This is a genomic window from Dactylosporangium sp. NBC_01737 (assembly GCF_035963215.1).
Lineage (GTDB): Bacteria > Actinomycetota > Actinomycetes > Mycobacteriales > Micromonosporaceae > Dactylosporangium.
This window is the reverse complement of the sequence record NZ_CP109153.1, coordinates 316,075-333,227: the sequence shown is the minus strand read 5'-3', so window position 1 is coordinate 333,227 and position 17,153 is coordinate 316,075. Positions and strand designations below refer to the sequence as shown.

Annotated in this window: 14 protein-coding genes and 1 pseudogene; 10 read left to right on the top strand and 5 right to left on the bottom strand. The window is 73.8% G+C overall.

The window, feature by feature from the left end; genetic code table 11:
* The first annotated feature begins 38 nt into the window (after window positions 1–38).
* From OHA72_RS01535 to OHA72_RS01525, 3 genes are all read left to right on the top strand, one after another.
* Window positions 39–1,955 carry an RICIN domain-containing protein gene (locus tag OHA72_RS01535; RefSeq protein WP_327006076.1) on the top strand — a complete coding sequence of 639 codons (1,917 nt, stop codon included), beginning with the start codon at window positions 39–41 and terminating at the stop codon, window positions 1,953–1,955.
* A gap of 178 nt (window positions 1,956–2,133) precedes the next feature.
* Window positions 2,134–3,273, top strand: coding sequence for a glycosyltransferase (locus tag OHA72_RS01530; protein ID WP_327006075.1), 1,140 nt, complete (start codon window positions 2,134–2,136; stop codon window positions 3,271–3,273).
* Window positions 3,274–3,447: 174 nt separating this feature from the next.
* Entirely contained in the window at window positions 3,448–4,461 is a 1,014-nt protein-coding gene (locus OHA72_RS01525; protein WP_327006074.1) for a glycosyltransferase, read from the top strand.
* Here OHA72_RS01525 and OHA72_RS01520 read toward each other — a convergent pair.
* From OHA72_RS01520 to OHA72_RS01510, 3 genes are read right to left on the bottom strand one after another with little or no spacing between them, the layout of a single operon-like run.
* The gene (locus OHA72_RS01520) at window positions 4,448–5,272 is read right to left on the bottom strand and encodes a helix-turn-helix transcriptional regulator (RefSeq protein ID WP_327006073.1); all 825 of its coding nucleotides are present in this window, start codon (window positions 5,270–5,272) and stop codon (window positions 4,448–4,450) included. The genes OHA72_RS01525 and OHA72_RS01520 overlap by 14 nt on opposite strands.
* A 54-nt stretch (window positions 5,273–5,326) precedes the next feature.
* The gene (locus OHA72_RS01515; RefSeq protein WP_327006072.1) at window positions 5,327–6,076 is read right to left on the bottom strand and encodes a response regulator; all 750 of its coding nucleotides are present in this window, start codon (window positions 6,074–6,076) and stop codon (window positions 5,327–5,329) included.
* 38 nt (window positions 6,077–6,114) lie between these two features.
* Complete coding sequence (locus OHA72_RS01510; protein ID WP_327011961.1) at window positions 6,115–6,915, bottom strand: sensor histidine kinase; 801 nt, start codon at window positions 6,913–6,915, stop codon at window positions 6,115–6,117.
* 164 nt (window positions 6,916–7,079) lie between these two features.
* Here OHA72_RS01510 and OHA72_RS01505 point away from each other — a divergent pair, with 164 nt between their 5' ends.
* The 5 genes and pseudogenes from OHA72_RS01505 (at window position 7,080) to OHA72_RS01485 (ending at window position 11,469) form a co-directional block, all read left to right on the top strand.
* Complete coding sequence (locus tag OHA72_RS01505) at window positions 7,080–7,781, top strand: ABC transporter ATP-binding protein (RefSeq protein ID WP_327006071.1); 702 nt, start codon at window positions 7,080–7,082, stop codon at window positions 7,779–7,781.
* A gap of 97 nt (window positions 7,782–7,878) precedes the next feature.
* Complete coding sequence (locus OHA72_RS01500) at window positions 7,879–8,154, top strand: hypothetical protein (RefSeq protein WP_327006070.1); 276 nt, start codon at window positions 7,879–7,881, stop codon at window positions 8,152–8,154.
* 311 nt (window positions 8,155–8,465) lie between these two features.
* Window positions 8,466–8,915, top strand: a pseudogene (locus OHA72_RS01495) (FtsX-like permease family protein); the annotation flags it as partial.
* A gap of 112 nt (window positions 8,916–9,027) precedes the next feature.
* On the top strand, window positions 9,028–10,203 hold the full coding sequence (locus tag OHA72_RS01490; RefSeq protein ID WP_327006069.1) for an ABC transporter permease: 1,176 nt from the start codon (window positions 9,028–9,030) through the stop codon (window positions 10,201–10,203).
* 129 nt (window positions 10,204–10,332) lie between these two features.
* Window positions 10,333–11,469 (top strand): NAD(P)/FAD-dependent oxidoreductase, encoded by a 1,137-nt coding sequence (locus OHA72_RS01485; protein ID WP_327006068.1) that lies wholly within the window; start codon window positions 10,333–10,335, stop codon window positions 11,467–11,469.
* Here the strand turns inward: OHA72_RS01485 and sigJ are convergent.
* Together sigJ and OHA72_RS01475 are read right to left on the bottom strand one after the other, a co-directional pair.
* The gene (gene sigJ, locus OHA72_RS01480) at window positions 11,455–12,315 is read right to left on the bottom strand and encodes an RNA polymerase sigma factor SigJ (RefSeq protein ID WP_327006067.1); all 861 of its coding nucleotides are present in this window, start codon (window positions 12,313–12,315) and stop codon (window positions 11,455–11,457) included. The genes OHA72_RS01485 and sigJ overlap by 15 nt on opposite strands.
* A gap of 4 nt (window positions 12,316–12,319) precedes the next feature.
* Window positions 12,320–12,682, bottom strand: a complete 363-nt coding sequence (locus OHA72_RS01475; protein WP_327006066.1) for a VOC family protein — start codon at window positions 12,680–12,682, stop codon at window positions 12,320–12,322.
* A 51-nt stretch (window positions 12,683–12,733) separates the two neighbouring features.
* Here OHA72_RS01475 and OHA72_RS01470 point away from each other — a divergent pair, with 51 nt between their 5' ends.
* Both OHA72_RS01470 and OHA72_RS01465 read left to right on the top strand, forming a co-directional pair.
* Window positions 12,734–15,916 carry a DUF4132 domain-containing protein gene (locus OHA72_RS01470; protein ID WP_327006065.1) on the top strand — a complete coding sequence of 1,061 codons (3,183 nt, stop codon included), beginning with the start codon at window positions 12,734–12,736 and terminating at the stop codon, window positions 15,914–15,916.
* A gap of 980 nt (window positions 15,917–16,896) precedes the next feature.
* The gene (locus tag OHA72_RS01465) at window positions 16,897–17,142 is read left to right on the top strand and encodes a hypothetical protein (protein WP_327006064.1); all 246 of its coding nucleotides are present in this window, start codon (window positions 16,897–16,899) and stop codon (window positions 17,140–17,142) included.
* Window positions 17,143–17,153: the final 11 nt, after the last annotated feature.

Sequence of the window (17,153 nt, the reverse complement as noted above, 5' to 3'; positions counted from 1 at the left end):
AGCCCCGCCTCCTTCACGACCCTCAGAAGGGAACCCCCATGACCGACCGCCCGGTCAAACGCCTCCTCGCCACCTGCGCCGCGGGCGCGCTGCTCACCGCCGGCGCCGCCTACGTGATCACCCAGGCGTCGCCCGCCCTCGCCGCCACCAACGCCAGCGTCTGGCTGACCACGCCGGACCGCGCGAACCAGCTCACGAAGAAGGCCGACGTCGCGTTCGGCACCGCCGGCAGCGGATCGACGATCATCGTCAACCCGAACACGACCTACCAGTCGATGGTCGGCTTCGGCGCGTCGTTCACCGACTCGTCCGCGAACCTGATCTACAACTCCTCGGCCCGCAACAGCATCATGACCGCGCTGTTCAACCCGAGCAGCGGGATCGGCCTGAGCTTCCTGCGCCAGCCGCTGGGCGCGTCGGACTTCTCGCTGAACTTCTACACCTACGACGACGGCGCCGCGGACCCGAGCCTGTCGCGGTTCTCGGTCGCGCACGACCAGGCGTACATCCTGCCGCTGCTCACCCAGGCCCGCTCCCTGAACCCGCAGCTGTCCACGATGGTCGTGCCGTGGAGCGCGCCGGCCTGGATGAAGACCAACAACAACCTCGTCGGCGGCTCGCTGAGCACCAGCTACGAGGGCACCTTCGCCGACTACCTGGTGAGATCCGTCCAGGCGTACCAGGCGGCGGGCGTGCCCGTGCAGTACCTCAGCATCCAGAACGAGCCGCAGTTCTCCCCGCCCGGCTACCCCGGCATGCTCATGTCCGCCTCGCAGCAGGCCGCGATCATCAACAACCTCGCGCCGAAACTGTCCTCGGCGGGGCTGAGCACGAAGATCCTCGCGTGGGACCACAACTGGGACAACACGTCGTTCCCTTCTCAGGTCCTCGCCGCCACCGGCAACAACACCGCCGGCACCGCGTGGCACTGCTACGGCGGCGACCCCGGCGGGCAGTCCACCGTGCGCAACGCCTACCCGAACAAGGACGTCTTCTTCACCGAGTGCTCCGGCATCGAGTCGGGCAACACCTTCGCCGACTCGCTGCTGTGGCAGGGCCGCAACCTGGCCGTCGGCGCCACCCGCAACTGGGCGAAGACCGTCACGATGTGGAACATGGCGCTGAATGCGTCCCACGGACCGGTCATCGGCAGCTGCACCAACTGCATGGGCGTCGTTACCGTCAACGGCGGCAGCGTCACGTACAACGCCGAGTACTACGTCCTCGGGCACCTGGCGAAGTTCGTCAAGCCCGGCGCGGTCCGCATCGACTCGACCGGCTACGGGCAGGGCGGCATCGAGAACGTCGCCTTCCGCAACCCGGACGGATCGATCGTGCTCGTCGCGGTGAACTCCGGCGGCGCCCAGAACTTCCAGGTGTCCTTCGGCGGCGCGTCCTTCGGCTACAACCTGCCGGGCGGCTCGATGGCGACGTTCACGTGGCCGGGTGGCCCGGTCACCCCGACCAGCCAGCCGCCGGTCACCTCCCAGCCGCCCGCCACCTCGATCGACCCGACCAGGTGGTACCAGGTGGTCAACACCAACAGCGGCAAGTGCCTCGACGACGCCGGCTGGGGCACCGCCAACGGCACCGCGCTGCAGCAGTGGACGTGCGGCGCCGCGGCCGCGACCAACCAGCAGTGGCAGTTCCGGCCCACCAGCGGCGGCTACTACCAGGTCGTCAACCGGTACGCGCCGAACCTGGTCTGGGACGTCAACGGCGGTGCCGGGGCCACCGGCGACGGCGCCCAGGTGCACCTGTGGGCATATGGCGGCGGCACCAACCAGCAATGGCTGCCGGCGCCGCTCGGCGGCGGCGCGTTCCGCTTCACGGCCCGTAACAGTGGTAAATGTCTCGACGTCCGTGATGTTTCAACCGCTGACGGTGTGTGGTTGCAGCAGTGGGGCTGCACGGGCGGCCCCGCACAGTCGTTCCGCCTGGTCACGCAAGGGTGACCGGCGTCCGGGGGCCCTCCGCCAGGGGCTCCCGGGCGTCACCGGGTGTAGGGTTCCGGGTATCCCGGAAACCAGCGGCCCTCCCAGGTGCTCCGCAATCCCGGCGTTCTCGGTCGTCCTGACGGTCATCGTGTCCACCTTCCGGTGCTTGCCGCGGCGCCGGCGAGAGGTTCGGCATATGGCGATCAGTTACGGCTTTCTCAGCACGCATCCGCCGACGCTCTGCGGACTCGCCAGCTTCAGCTCGGCCCTCGCCGGGCACCTGCCCGTCGAGCGGGTGCCGCACGGCATCGTCCGGGTGACCGCGGCCGGCGACGACCAGCGCGCCCGGGCGGACGTCACCCACACGTGGCGCGCCGGCCCCGGTGACGGCTGGCGCGGCGCCGCGGACGTGCTGGGCCGCTATGACGTCGCCGTCGTGCAGCACGAATACGGCATCTATCCCGGCCGCGACGGCGAGGACCTGCTGCCGCTGCTGCGCCGGCTGACGGTGCCGAGCATCGTCGTGCTCCACACGGTGCTGACCCGGCCGAGCCACGCCCAGCGGACCCTGCTGGAGAAGATCATGGCCGTCGCCGGCGCCGTCGTGACGCTCACCGGCACCGCCCGCGATCGGCTCCTGGCCGGCTACACGGTCGACGCCGCGAAGGTCAGCGTCATCCCGCACGGCGTCGACGCCCCGGCCGCCGACCCGGCCCGGGACGGTGCCCAGCCGCACCTGCTGACGTGGGGGCTGCTCGGCCCCGGCAAGGGCATCGAATGGGCGGTGCGGGCCCTGGCCCGGCTGCGTGACCTCGACCCGAGGCCGACCTACACCATCGCGGGGCAGACCCACCCGAAGGTGCTCGAGCACGAGGGCGAGCTCTACCGGTCCGGCTTGCAGCGCCTCACGCACCTGCTGGACGTGGCGCAGCTCGTCCGCTTCCGCGGCGGCTACCTGGACCGGGCGACCCTGTCGGGGCTCGTGCGCTCCGCCGACGTGGTGGTCCTGCCCTACGACTCCCGTGAGCAGGTCACCTCCGGGGTCCTCGCCGAGGCCGTCGCCGCCGGGATCCCGGTCGTCGCGACCGCCTTCCCGCACGCCGTCGAGCTCCTCGCCGACGGGCCCGGCCTGGTCGTGCCGCACCAGGACCCGGTCGCGATGGCCGCCGCGGTCCGCCGGATCCTCACCGAGCCCGGCCTGGCCGCCGAGCTCACCGGTCGCGGCCGCTCGCAGAGCGCGGCGGCACGCTGGCCGGTCGTCGCGCAGCGCTACGCGGAGCTCGCCCGCGGCCTGGTCCGCATGCGGCCCTCAGCGCTCGACGCGGTCGCCGCATGACCGGCCCGCAGCGCAGCGAGGAGCTGGTCATCATGGGCGCAGTCTTCAGGTCAGGCCGACGCCGGAGCGCAGCGGAGGTGGCGGCGTGACCGGCCCGCAGCGCAGCGAGGAGCTGGTCATCATGGGCGCAGTCTTCAGGTCAGGCCGACGCCGGAGCGCAGCGGAGGTGGCGGCGTGACCGCGGTCGCGGTCACCACGGCGCTCGACTTCACCCACCTGGTCCGGCTGACCGACGACACCGGGCTGTTCGAGCACGCGCGGTTCGCCACGGTACGGCGGGAGCACGGCTACTGCACCGACGACGTCGCCCGTGGGCTGCTGGTCACCAGCCGCGAGCCGGACCCGTCGCCGGTGGTGCTGCGCCTCGCGGAGACCTACCTGACGTTCCTCGCGCACGCCCAGGACGGCAATGGCGCCTTCCACAACCGCCTCGGCCACGACCGGCGCTGGAGCGACGAGCCCGGCCTCGGCGACTGGTGGGGCCGGGCCGTGTGGGGTCTGGGCACCGCCGCCGCGCGCAGCGCCGCGCCGTGGATCCGGCGGGAGGCGCTCGGCGTGTTCATGCTCGGCGCCACGCGCCGGTCGCCTGCGGTGCACGCGATGGCGTACGCGGGACTCGGCGCCGCCGAGGTGCTGCGCGCCGACCCGTCCAACACTGTCGCCGCGACCCTGCTGCGCGACGCGGCCGCGGCCGTCGGCGGGCCCGCCGAGGACCCGCTGTGGCCGTGGCCGCGGGAACAGCTCACGTACGGCAACGCGTCCCTCGCCGAGGTCGTCGTCGCCGCAGGCCACCTCCTGCGCGACGACGCGCTGCTCGCCGGTGGCCTGCGGATGCTGCGCTGGCTGCACGGCGTCCAGGAGTCCGGCGGCCGGCTGTCGGTCGTCGCCGCCACCGGCTGGCGGCGCGACGGCCCGCGCGAGCGCTACGACCAGCAGCCGATCGAGGTCGCCGCGCTCGCCGATGCCGCCGCGACCGCGACCGCCGCCACCGGCCAGCGCTACTGGGACCTGGTCGTGCGGCAGGCCGCCGGCTGGTTCCACGGCGACAACGACGGCGGCGCCGCGATGTGGGACCCGCTGACCGGCGGCGGGTTCGACGGCCTCACCCCGGACGGCCCGAACCTCAACCAGGGCGCGGAATCCACGCTCGCGCTGCTGTCGACGATGCAGGTCGCTACGGGGCGATGACCCGCAGCAGCTCCAGCGTCCGCGCGCTCTGCGTCCCCGGGACCGCGGTGAAGACCAGCAGCGCCTGCGACTGGTCGGGGTCGACGAGCGTCTGGCAGTGCAGCTCCAGCACCCCGAGCTCCGGGTGCCGGATCCGTTTCAGGTCCGTGTGGCGCACCCCGACGACGTGTTCCCGCCAGGCGTCACCGAACTCGGCGCTGGCCGCCAGCAGGGTCTCGACCAGCGTCGCGGCCCTGCCGGTGCGGCCTTCGCGGGTGTACGCCTCCCGCAGCAGCGCCGTGAAGATGCGCGCGTGCGTGGGGTGGTCCTCCTCGGGGTAGACGTCCCGGGACGCGGGGTCGGTGAACCAGCGGTACACCACGCTGCGGGCCGGTCCGTCGAACCCTGTCTCGTCCCCGAGGAGTGCGACGGCGAGCCGCGTCTGCACGAGCGTCTCGCCGAGCGAGTTCATGACCTGCGCCGGGGTGTCGTCGAGCCGGTCCAGGACCCGCATCATGCCCGCGTTGACGTGATCCGCGCGGGCGAACCGGTGCGGCGCCAGGTGCCCGCCGATCCGGAACAGGTGGTCCCGCTCCTCCAGGGTCAGCCGCAGGCCGCGGGCGAGCGCGGCGAGCATCTGCTCCGACGGCTTCGGGCCGCGCTGCTGCTCGATGCGGCCGTAGTAGTCGGCCGACATGCCGCACAGCGCGGCGACCTCCTCCCGCCGCAGGCCTCCCGTGCGGCGGCGCGGCCCGCGGGGGAGCCCGACGTCCTCGGGCTGCAGGGCCTCGCGCCGCGCCCGCAGGAACTCCGCCAGCTGTGCCCGGTCCATGGACCTCACCCTACGAGTACCGGCGGGCGGATGAAGGCCCAGCTCATCCGGGGACTACTTGTCCCCGGGTACGACCAGGCCGGTCTCGTACGCCACCACCACCGCCTGCGCCCGGTCCCGCAACGCGAGCTTGGCGAAGATCCGGGCCACGTGGGTCTTCACGGTGGCCTCGCTGAGGAACAGCGCCGCTGCGAGCTCGGCGTTGGACCGGCCGCGGCCCATCAGTGCCAGGACCTCGCGCTCGCGGGGCGTCAGCGGGGCGAGGGCGTCTGCGGGTGCCTGGGGTGTCTGCTGCGGCGTGTCGTGGGGCGCTTTCGCCGACTTGTCGTAGGGCGCTTTCGCCGGTTTGTCGAAGAGCGCTTTCACCGGCTCGTCCTGGGCTGCGAACCGTTCCACCAGGCGGCGGGTGATGGACGGGGCGAGCAGCGCGTCGCCGGTGCCGACGAGGCGGACCGCGCCGGCGAGATGGTCGGCGGTCACGTCCTTGAGCAGGAAGCCGCTCGCCCCGATGCGCAGCGCGGCGTACACGTACCGGTCCAGGTCGAACGTGGTCAGCATCAGGACCCGGCAGGTGGGCAGCAGCTCCAGGATCCGCCGGGTCGCCTCGATGCCGTCCATGACCGGCATCCGGATGTCCATGAGGACCACGTCGGGGCGGAGCCGCTGCGCGGCCTCGACCGCCTGCGCGCCGTCGGCGGCCTCCCCGACCACGTCGATGCCCCTGGCGGTCAGGATGAGCCGGAACCCGGTCCGGATCAGCTCCTGGTCGTCCACGACGAGGACCCTGGGCTGCGAATCGCTCATGTCTGGTCGCTCATGTCTGGTCGCTCATGCCGGGTCGCTCATGCCGGGTCCAGTGGGATGCGGGCGCGGACGCGGTAGCCGCCGCCGAGGCGGCGCCGGGCGTCGAGGTCGCCGCCGTACACCGCGACCCTGGCCCGCAGCCCGGTGAGGCCACGCCCGGCGGCGCCGGCGGGTCTGCCGGGAGGGTCGGACTTCAGCACGCTCGGCCCGGTGTTGAGCACCTCGACGCGCAGGGAGCGCTCGGCGTAGCGGACCGTCACCTCGGCCTTGCCGCCGTCGCCGTGCTTCAGCGCGTTGGTCAGGGCCTCCTGCACGATCCGGTACGCGGTCAGGTCGACACCCGCGGGCAGCGGGCGCGGCTCGCCCGACACACGGACCTCGACCGGCAGCCCGGCGAACGCGATCCGGTCCACCAGCGCGGAGAGCCGGCGCAGGCTCGGCTGCGGCTCCAGCGCGTCGCCCCCGCCGGTGTCGTCCTCGCCCTCTCCCGCGGCGCCGGGCGCGAGCAGGCCGAGCAGGTGCCGCAGCTCCGTCAGCGCGGCCCGGCCCGCGTCCTGCACGGCGCGCAGCGCCGTCGCCGCCTCACCGGGCATCGTGGTCAGCACCTCCTGTGCCGCGGACGCCTGCACGACCATCACGCTGACCGTGTGGCTGACGATGTCGTGCAGCTCCCGGGCGATCCTGGCCCGCTCCGCGTCGACCGCGGTCCGCGAGGCCAGCTCCCGCTCCCGCTCCAGCAGCCAGCCCCGCTCGCCGAGGGCCTGCGCGTGCCGGCGGCGGGCCCGCAGCAGCGCCACACCCAGCGCGGCGGCCACGGCGCACGCGCCCGCCAGCGCGATGGCGAGCCAGGTCGCCGCGGAGGTCCACACCGGCCTACCTTCGCAGACGCGCAGCCCGGGCCGCATCTGCCCGGCGATGTACGACCACAGGATGACCCCCTGCCGAAGACGGATGCATCCGTGGAAGGACGCGCCGGCGCCGTGCGGGTCCTACGTTGCTTGGCATGCATGGAGACGGGGAACGGGTCGTGGTGCGCCTCGACGGGGTGCGCAAGGAATACGGGGACACCGTCGCGCTGGACGGGGTGTCGCTGGAGATCCGGGCGGGCGAGGCGGTCGCCGTGATGGGCCCGTCCGGCTGCGGCAAGTCGACGCTGCTGAACATGATCGCCGGGCTGGACCGCCCGAGCGCCGGCAGCGTCGTCGTGCACGACGAGGACCTCGGCCGGCTCACCGAGACCGGGCTCGCCCTGTTCCGCCGCAAGCGGATCGGCATGGTCTTCCAGTTCTTCAACCTCCTCGACGACCTGCCCGCCCTGGAGAATGTGGCACTGTCCGCCCAGCTCACCGGGGTCTCCGCGGGCCAGGCCAGGCGGCGCGCCCTGGAGCTGCTCGACGAGCTCGGCATCGCCGACCGGCGCAACGCCTACCCGGCGGTGCTCAGCGGCGGCGAGCGGCAGCGGGTCGCGGTCGCCCGCGCCCTGATGAACCGCCCTGCGCTGCTGCTCGCCGACGAGCCCACCGGCGCGCTGGACAGCCACGCGGGGGAGCAGGTGATGGACCTGCTGCTCGACCTCAACCAGATCGGCCAGACGCTGCTGCTCGTCACCCACGACGAGCGCCTGGCGGAGCGCTGCGCGAACCGGGTCGTCTCCGTCGCCGACGGCCGCATCGTCGGCGAGCGCAGCCTGGAGCGCACGCCGTGAGCGACCCGGAGCGCAGCGGAGGTGACGGCGTGAGCGACCCGGGGCGTAGCGGAGGGCGGGGCGCAGGCCGGCCGCGCAGCGCGGCGGAGGTGACGGCGTGAGCGCGGTGTGGCGGGCGGCGCGGGCGGCTGTGCGCCGGCGGCGGTTGCAGACCGTCGTCATCGGGCTTGTCGTGCTGTTCTCCACCGCCACGATCGTGGTCGCGCTGCGGCTGCTGGACGCGTCGTCGGCGCCGTTCGACCGGGTCTTCGACGAGCAGGCCGGCGCCCACGTCGTGGCCGTCGTCGAGCCGGGGTCCGCCGGTGCCGGCCCGCGGCGGCCGCGCCGGGCGGTGCCGTGGCGGTCGCCGGGCCGTTCGAGCAGGCGGTGCTGACGGTGCCGCCCGACGTCGAGCTGATCCACCTGGCCGACTCGATCACCGTCGTCGGCCGCGCCGACCCGGGCGGCCCGGTCGACCGGGTCGACCTGTGGGACGGGCGCTGGGCGACCGCACCCGGCGAGATCGTCGTGGCGGACCTCCCGCCGGCCCCCGGCTATCACCCCCGTTCGGAGGTCGGGACCGTCATCCACCTGCCGGGCGCGCCACCGCTCACGGTCGTCGGCTTCGCCTACAGCGTCAGCCAGACGGCCGACGCGTGGGTCGCCCCGGCGCAGCTGACGGCGCTGCACCCGACCGCGGTCCAGATGCTGTACCGGCTGCGCGGTGCACCGGCCGAGCCGGCCGTCGGCGCCTTCACCGCCGCGCTGCCGTCACAGGGACTGCTCGCGACCCGCTCCTATCTGGTGATCAAGGAGAAGGTCGCCGCCGGCCCGGGCGCCTACGTGCCGTTCCTGGTCGTCTTCGGGCTCCTGGGGCTGCTCGTCGCGATCCTGGTCGTCGCCAACGTCGTCAGCGGTGCGGTCGTCTCCGGGTATCGGCACATCGGCATTCTCAAGGCCATCGGCTTCACCCCCGCGCAGGTCGTCGCGGTCTACCTGACGATGGTCTCGGTCCCGGCGCTGGCAGGGTGCGTGCTCGGTGCCCTCGCGGGCCAGTTCGCGGCGCGACCGCTGCTGACCAACGCCTTCCTCGGGCTCGGCTTCAGCGGTGACGTCGGCCGCGGGTATGGCGCCCAGCTCACGGCGGTGGCCGGGGTGCTGGTCGTCGTGCTGCTCGCCGCACTGCTGCCGGCGTCGCGAGCCCGCAGGCTCTCGGCCGCCGAGGCGATCAGCGCCGGCGGCGCCCCGCGGCGGGCGGGGCCGGCGGGTGCAGCGGTGGCTGAGCGGGGTCCGGCTGCCCCGGTCGGTGAGCCTCGGGCTGGGCCTGCCGTTCGCCCGGCCGGCCCGCACCGCCCTGACCGTCGCCGCGGTCGTGCTCGGCGTGACCACGGTGACGTTCGCCAGCGGGCTCACCACCTCCGTGGCCCGGTTCTCCGGCCTCGCCGACCGGATCGAGACCGCCCCCGTCGCGGTGCGGCCGATGAACCCGGGCTTCCACCAGGGGGTGACGGCCCGTTCCGACGTGGAGATCGAGCGGCTGCTGCGGTCGCTGCCCGGCACCCAGCACGTGACCGCCGAGTTCGGGATCGAGATCCCCGCCGCCGGGCAGATCCAGGCGGTCCCGGTGGTGTTCCTGCGCGGCGACCTCGACGAGGTCGGGTTCAAGGAGCAGCTCGTCGAGGGACGCTGGCTGCGGGGCCCCGGCGAGGTGGTGGTGCCCTCGACGCTGCTGCACGAGCGCGGCTTCAGGGTCGGCGACCGGTTCACGCTGGAGCTCGACGGTGGCCGGACCGAGGTGACCGTCGTCGGTGAGACGGTGAACGGCTCGCCGGGCGGCGCCGGGCTGCTCACCGCGTGGGAGACCCTGGACCGGCTCGCGCCGGGCCGGCCGGTCGCCAACCACGAGGTGCTGTTCGAGGTGGCGCTCACCCCCGGCACCGACCTGCAGGCCTACCTCGCCTCGGTCCGCGCCGCCGACCCCGGGCTCAACGCGTGGGACAACTCGGGCGTCAACCCGTTCACGGTCTCGATGATCAGCCTGTCCGTCGCGCTGTCGCTGATGCTCGGCACCGTTGCCGCGCTCAGCGTCTTCAACACCGTGGTGCTCAACGTCCGGGAGCGCCGCCGCGACCTCGGCATGCTCAAGTCGATCGGGATGACCCCGCGGCAGGTGGTCGTGATGACGGTGACGTCGATGGCCGGCCTCGGCCTCGTCGGCGGCCTCGTCGGCGTCCCCGCAGGCATCCTTGCCCACCGGTACGTCATGCCGCTGGCCGCCCACGCGGCGAAGGTCGACATCCCCAGGTCGCTGCTGCACGTGTGGCAGCCGGGGACGCTGCTGCTCCTGGCCGTCACCGGTGCCGTGATCGCGGTCCTCGGCGCGATCGTGCCGGCCCGTGGCGCCGCCCGCCTCACCATCGCGGAGGTCCTGCGCACGGAGTGAGCGCCGCGGCGCGGCGGAGGTGGCGGCGTGAGCGCCGTCACCTCCCGGCCGGCTCACGGATCGGCGGGCCGTCTCGTCCTGGGGGTGTAGCGCGCCGGGACGCGGCGCCCCAACGAGAAGGAGCCGGCCATGCACCGCATCGTCGTCCTCGGAGCCGGGTACACCGGCATGATCGCCGCCATCCGGGTGGCCCGCCGCACCCGCCGCCGGGCCACCGTGACCCTGGTCAACCCGTCGAGCCGCTTCACCGAGCGGCTGCGGATGCACCAGACCGCCACCGGGCAGGCGCTGCCCGACGTGAGCATCCCTGACCTGCTGCGCGGCACCGGCATCGCGTTCGTGCAGGGCCGCGCCGAGCGGATCGACACCGGGCGCCGCGAGGTGAGCGTCGGCGACCGCACGATCGGTTACGACACCCTCGTGTACGCCATCGGCAGCGTCGCTGACACAGCGGCGGGGCAGGGGGCCGAGGCTTCCGCGTACACCTTGAACACCGTCGAATCCGCCGGACGGCTGGCGGACCTGCTGGCCGCGCGACCGGATGCGGCGATCGCGGTCGTCGGCGGCGGGCTGACCGGTGTGGAGGCGGCCACGGAGCTCGCCGAACGGCACCCGGCGGCCCGGGTGGTCCTGCTCAGCCGCGACGCGCCCGGCCCACTGATGTCGCCGCGGGCCCGCGCCCACCTCGACCGGGCCCTGACCCGCCTCGGCATCGAGGTGCGCACCGGCGTCGACGTCGTCTCGGTGCGTCCGGATGCGGTCGAGCTCGCCGGCGGGGAGATCGTCACCGCCGACGCGACCCTGTGGACCACCGGGTTCACCGCGTCGCCGTTGGCCGCCGAGGCCGGGCTCACCGTCGACGAGCGCGGCCGGATCGTGGTGGACGCAACGCTGCGGTCGGTGTCGCACCCGGACGTCGTCGCGATCGGTGACGCCGCGGCGATCCGGCAGCCGTGGGGCACCATCCACGGCACCTGCCAGAGCGGCATCCCCAGCGGCGCGCACGCCGCCGACAGCATCGCCCGGGTCCTTTCGGGCAAGGCGGCGAAGCCGTTCCGGTTCGGCTACATCCACCAGCCGGTGTCGCTGGGCCGCAAGGACGCGGTCATCCAGTTCACCCACGCCGACGACACGCCGCGGCGCTGGTTCCTCACCGGTCGCGCCGCGGTGGTCTACAAGGAGCTGGTGACGCGCAGCCCGCTGCCGGCGTACCGGATGTCGAAGCGACTCACGGTCCCTGCCGCCGCGCTGTCATCGCGTGGTTAGCCCGGCCAGCTTCTCGGGGTTGGTCATCAGATGGATCGAGTGGACCAGGCCGTCGACCAGGTGCAGGACGACGGCGGTCGACGGGAGGCCGGCGGAGTACACCACGATCGCCGGCCCGCCGTTGACCTGTTCGAGGAGGATGCTCGGCGCCTCTGGCAGCCGGCCGGCGAACGTGAGCAGCGCCCGCGCGACCAGCTCCAGGCCCTCGATCACCTTGCGCGGCGCGGGTGCCAGGCCGCCGCCGTCGCTGACCAGCTCCACGCCCGGCGCCAGCACGGCGATCAGCTCCCGCAGGTCACCGCCGGCGCACGCGGCAAGGAACCGCTCGGTCACCTGGGTGCGCGTGGCGACGTCCGTGTCGTACCGGACGCGATGCTCCTCGACGTGGGCGCGGGCCCGCGCCGCGGTCTGGCGCACGGAGACCTCGCTGCGCCCGACGAACCCGGCGATCTCCGCGTGGGAGTAGCCGAACGCCTCGCGGAGCACGAACACGGCCCGTTCCAGCGGTGACAGCGACTCCAGCACCAGCAGCATCGCTGTGGACACCGAGTCGCGCAGGGCGACCCGCTCCGCGACGTCGGGGCTGGTGAGCATCGGCTCCGGCAGCCACGGCCCGACGTAGTGCTCCCGGCGCGCCTGGGCGCTGCGCAGGCGGTCGATCGCGAGCCGGGTCGTCACCCGGACCAGATACGCCTCGGGATCCTCGACGGCCGCCGGGTCCACGGTGCTCCACCGCAGCCACGTGTCCTGCACGACGTCCTCGGTGTCACCGACCCGGCCGAGCACCCGGTAGGCGACGGCGTTGAGCTTCTGCCGGTGCGCATCGAAGATCTCAGCCGCGGTCACGCCACTACTGTTGCAGCACCGACAGGATGTTGCCCGCCGGGTCCTTGAACCACGCGATCAGCGGCCCACCGGCGCGGTGGATGCCGTGCTCGTCGGTGGTCTCGTAATGCTCGAAGCGCACCCCGCGCCCGGCGAGTGCCGCGACGGTGGCCTCGATGTCCTCGACCGGGAAGTTGAGCACCGTGAACGTGGCGGGCCGGTGGTCGGGCTTGGGGTAGACGAGCACGTCCTTGTCCCCGGCGAGGCGCAGGTGCAGCATGCCGCGCTCCTCGTCGACCCTCAGGCCGAGGGTCTCGCCGTAGAACCGCTTGGCGGCGGGGATGTCGTCGGCCGAGAACCCGCTGAACGCCTTGGAATCTGTGAGCATGCCCCGTTCCTACCACGGTTTTTTGTCGTTGGGGCTGGTTAGGGTGGCGCGGTGACGACATGGACCGCGCCGCCGGCGTCTCCCGCTCCGCAGACCTGGGCCCCGTCGCCGCCCCCGCCGCTGGCGTGGCGCGACGGGATCGCGGTCGGCCCGTGGCTGCGTTCGGTCCTGCACCCCCGCCGCGGCGGTATCGCCACCGACATCAGGCCCTTGGCCACGTTCGACGAGGCGTGGGCCGGGCTGCGCCACGGGGTCTGGGTCGAGGACGAGGCGATCCGCGGGCGCGGATACCGGTCCCGGGTCTGGGAGCTGGTCTCCTCGCCCGAGTCCGAGAGCCGGGCCGTCGGGCTGCGGCTGCTCGACCCCTCGGCGCACGTCGGCACCGCGGCCGAGGACCGGGCGCTGGTCGAGGCGTGCCAGGCCCGGTTCGAATACCTGTCCGGCCCGGCGCACGACTGGCTCGCCGACTTCCTCGTCGCCGCGCACGGCCTCGTCGAGGGGTGCCGGCGGATCCTCGGCGGCCTGCACGTCGAGCTGCCCTATGTCGGGGTCGGTGTCTTCGGCCGGCTCCGGCAGCTGCTGGTCCTCGCCGACGAGCCGACCTATGCGCAGGCCCGCGACGCGCTGCTGGAGGTCCGCGACCGGCTCGCGGCGCAGCGCACCGGCGACATCCGTGCCGACCTGTTCTGGGCCACCACGTTCCTGCTGCCGCTCGGCCCCGCCTCCGGCGACGCGGAGCGGCGCGCGCACGCCGCCGCGCTGCGCTACACGGGCGAGTTCGGCAACGCCGACGTCCACGCGTCCGCCCTGGCCGCGGGCGACCTCGACACCCTCGACCGGCTCCTGGCGGCCAACAAGCAGCGGGTGCGGTGGGAGTTCTTCGGCGCCTCCGGCGGCAGGATCTACCTGGCGAGCCTCCTGGACCTCGCCGGCTCGGCCGCCGGCCCGGCGCTCGCCGGGATGAAGCCGGCGTATCCGTTCGAGGATCACGCGCACCACAACGGCGTGTGGTGCAGCCTGCTCGCCCACATCGACGACAACGCGGCCCGCGACGCCCTGCAGCGCGAGCGTGAGCGCGGCCACGGCTGGGCGACCCTGGGCCCGCTCGACGATCCGGCGTCCTTCGAGCCCGGCATCGACGCCTCGACCGTGACCGCGGTTCCGGACGGCATCCCCTGCGACTACGTGCCGCCGCCCGCCGCGCACCCCACCTGGCTGGAGCCGGCCGTGCCGGTCGAGCCGGTGCTGCGCTGGCGCGACGAGGAGCGGGAGGCCGCCGAGCGGCAGAGCGCCCATGAGGGCGACGTGCGGTGGGAAGGCGTGCCGATCAGCCGGTGCGACACCGCGCAGGTGACCGCGTGGCTGGAGCACCGCGAGCACTGGGCGCTGCCGACCACGGTGCCGATGCTCTCCCTTGCTCCGCTGTGGACGCACGAGCGGCTGCTGGAGCTGGGCTTCGAGCAGCACCACTACTGGGTCCGGTGGCAGCTGCCGATGCTGCTGCTCCGGCACGGCACCAGCCACATCGCGCCGCTGCTCGCCGCCTTCGCCGACCCGCGCAGCGTCGAGCCCGCGCTGCAGACCGCGCAGCCCGTCGGGCACGTCGCGCTCGTCCCGCCGGTCGTGCAGGCGTTCGCCGGCAAGAAGCTGCGCCGCCCCGCCCGCACCTGGCTGCTGCGCCACCCCGCCCACGCCGCCGCGGGCGCCGTCGCGCTGTGGTCGGCCACGCCGAAGGACCGTGCGGTCGCCCGGGTCCTTCGCTATCTCGACGCGCAGGGCCAGCGCCCGCTGCTCCTCGCCCGGGCCGGCGCTCAGGCCGAGGCGCTGACGGCGCTGCTCGACCAGGATCCCGGCGTCGCGTCGAAGCTCCCCGCGTATGTCACCTCGCCGCCCCTGCCGCCGCTCGCCGCGGCGGACGGCGCGGTCGCATCCGCCGATGCCGCGGAAGCGCTGCTGGTCCGCCTCGCGGTCTGCGACGCCGACACCGTGCACCCCGGGGTCCACGCGTCGCGGGCCGCGTTCGCGCTGGAGCTGTTCGAGCGCTGGCTCACCGCCGGCGCACCCGCCGCCGACGGCTGGTGCCTGCAGGCCGTCGGGCTGATCGGCGACGACGCCGGCGCCCGCCGCGTCGCCGCCCTCGCCAAGCAATGGCCCGGCCAGGGCGCCAGCGCCCGCGCGCAGGCCGCCCTCGACGCGCTGCGGCACCGCGGCAGCGACGCCGCCCTCATCGAGCTCAACCTGCTCGCCGAGAAGTCCCGCTTCCCCGTCTTCAAAGGCGTCGCCCGCCAGCACATCGAGGCGATCGCCGACCTGCGCGGCCTCACCCCCGACGAGCTCGCCGACCGCCTCGTGCCGACCCTCGGCCTCGACGACCACGGCGACACGGTCGACACCGACGCCGGCACGTTCCGGATCGCCTTCGACCACCAGCTCCTGCCGGTCGTCCGCGACGCCACCGGCCGCGTCCACGCCGAGCTGCCCAAGCCGGCCCGCGGCGAGGACAAGCAGCGCCACAAGGCGGCGAAGGACCGCATCGCCGCGCTGCGCAAGGAGGCCCGCGCCTCGGCGTCGCTGCACGTGTCCCGGCTGGAGCGCGCCATGTGCACCGCCCGCCGCATCCCCGCCGCCATCTTCCTCGACCGCTTCGCCACCCACCCGTGGATGAGCCACCTCGCCCGCCGCCTCGTCTGGGGCGTCTTCGACGGCGCCACGCTCGTCCGCACCGTCCGCGTCGCCGAGGACGGCTCCCTCGCCACCCCCGCCGACGAGCCCGCGACCCTGCCCCCCACCGCGACGCTCGGCGTCCTGCACCCCCTCGAGTTCCCCGCCGGCGCCCTCACCACGTGGGCCGAGGTGCTCGCCGACTATGAGCTGCTCCAGCCGTTCGAGCAGCTCGGCCGCCCCTTCCACGACATCACCGCCGACGAGCGCACCGCCACCACCATCGACCGCTTCGAGGGCCGCAAGGTGACGTATGCGGTGCTGCGCGGCCTGGAGCGGCACGGCTGGACCCGCTGGTATGACGCCGCCGTCCAGATGGCCAAGCCGATCGGCGACGGCGCCTACGCGATCCTCACCACCGACCCGGGCTGGCACGCCTCCGACACCGTCGACACCGCCCCACCCCAGACGGTCGGCCCCGTGGTCCTCGCCCGCGCCGGCACCCACACCTTCGGCACCCTGCCCCCCGTCGTCTTCTCAGAACTGATCCACGACCTGCGCCTCCTGTCCTGAGCCCGCCGCCCCAGTTCGACTGCCCCGGAGGCCCGTCCCGGATTGGCTGTCCTGGCTGGCTGTGGGTCTGCGCGGGCTTCGCCGACGGGGCGGAAGTGCCGGCGCCGCCCGACGCTGCGCGTCCACGCACGCGCGACCTGTCGGGTCAGCGCTCTGCCGGTCTGGGCCGCTCCCCGCCGACAATCCTCACCTGATCCGATGCAGCGACGGCGCCCTCGGCACTGCCTGCACTGCCCGCGCCACCCACACTGCCGGCGTGGTCCGCGCTGCCCGTGCTGGTCCGCGCTGCCCGTGCTGGTCCGCGCTGCCCGTGCTGGTCCGCGCTTGCCCGTGTCGCCTGCGTCGTTCGTGTCGCCCGCGCTGGCCCGCGTCGTTCGCACTGGCCCGCGCGCCGCCTGCGCGCGCTGGCCGCGCTGGCCGCGCTGGCCGCGCTGGCCGCGCTGGCCGTGTCGCTCGTGTCGCCCGCGCTGGCCCGCGTCGTTCGCACTGGCCCGCGCGCTGCCCGCGCTGCCCGCGCTGGCCGTGTCGCTCGTGTCGCCCGCGCTGGCCCGCGCGCTGCCCGCGCTTCTCGTGTCGCCCGTGCTGCCCGTGTTGCCCGCGTGGCTCGTGCTGCCCGCTCGTCGACCTCCCGCTGTTCGTGCTGCCCGTGTCGCCAGTGCTGCCCGTGTTGCCCGTGACGTCCGCGCTGGCCGTGACGTCCGCGCTGGCCCCACGCTGCCAGTGCTGGCCTGTGCCGCTGGTGGCGCCTGCGCTGTCAGCCTCGGCCGTGCCGTCCGTTGTCAGGAAAGCTGCAAATTGCCCGTATCGGCGGGCCGCCCTGTGCGGATCTGGGCAATTTCGGGTCGTGTCGGGATCGACCAGGGCTTCGTCCGTGATCGAAGGACCGGGGTGGTTGTCCGGGCGGCCATGGCCGTCCTTTGATCACGGGCCGGGGCGGAAGATCGCCATCCGGGGGCAGATACCGCTCAGTCCAGTGATCGATGGTCTTTGGTTTCTGGGCGGCGACGGCGTTGGAGCACCGAATGATGCGCTTGACGGTGCTGGAACATGTGAGTGCGGACCTGGCTTGGTATCACCGCAACGACGGCACGGAGGGCGACCCGCGCTATCCGTCGCGCCGCCGGAGGCTGCGCGGAACCACGAAGGCCGCAGCCGTGATGGTTTCATTCATGGGGCATGCCGAAACGCACACGGACCGTGGCGCAAGGCAAGAAGCGGATCGGTGACATGGATGCGG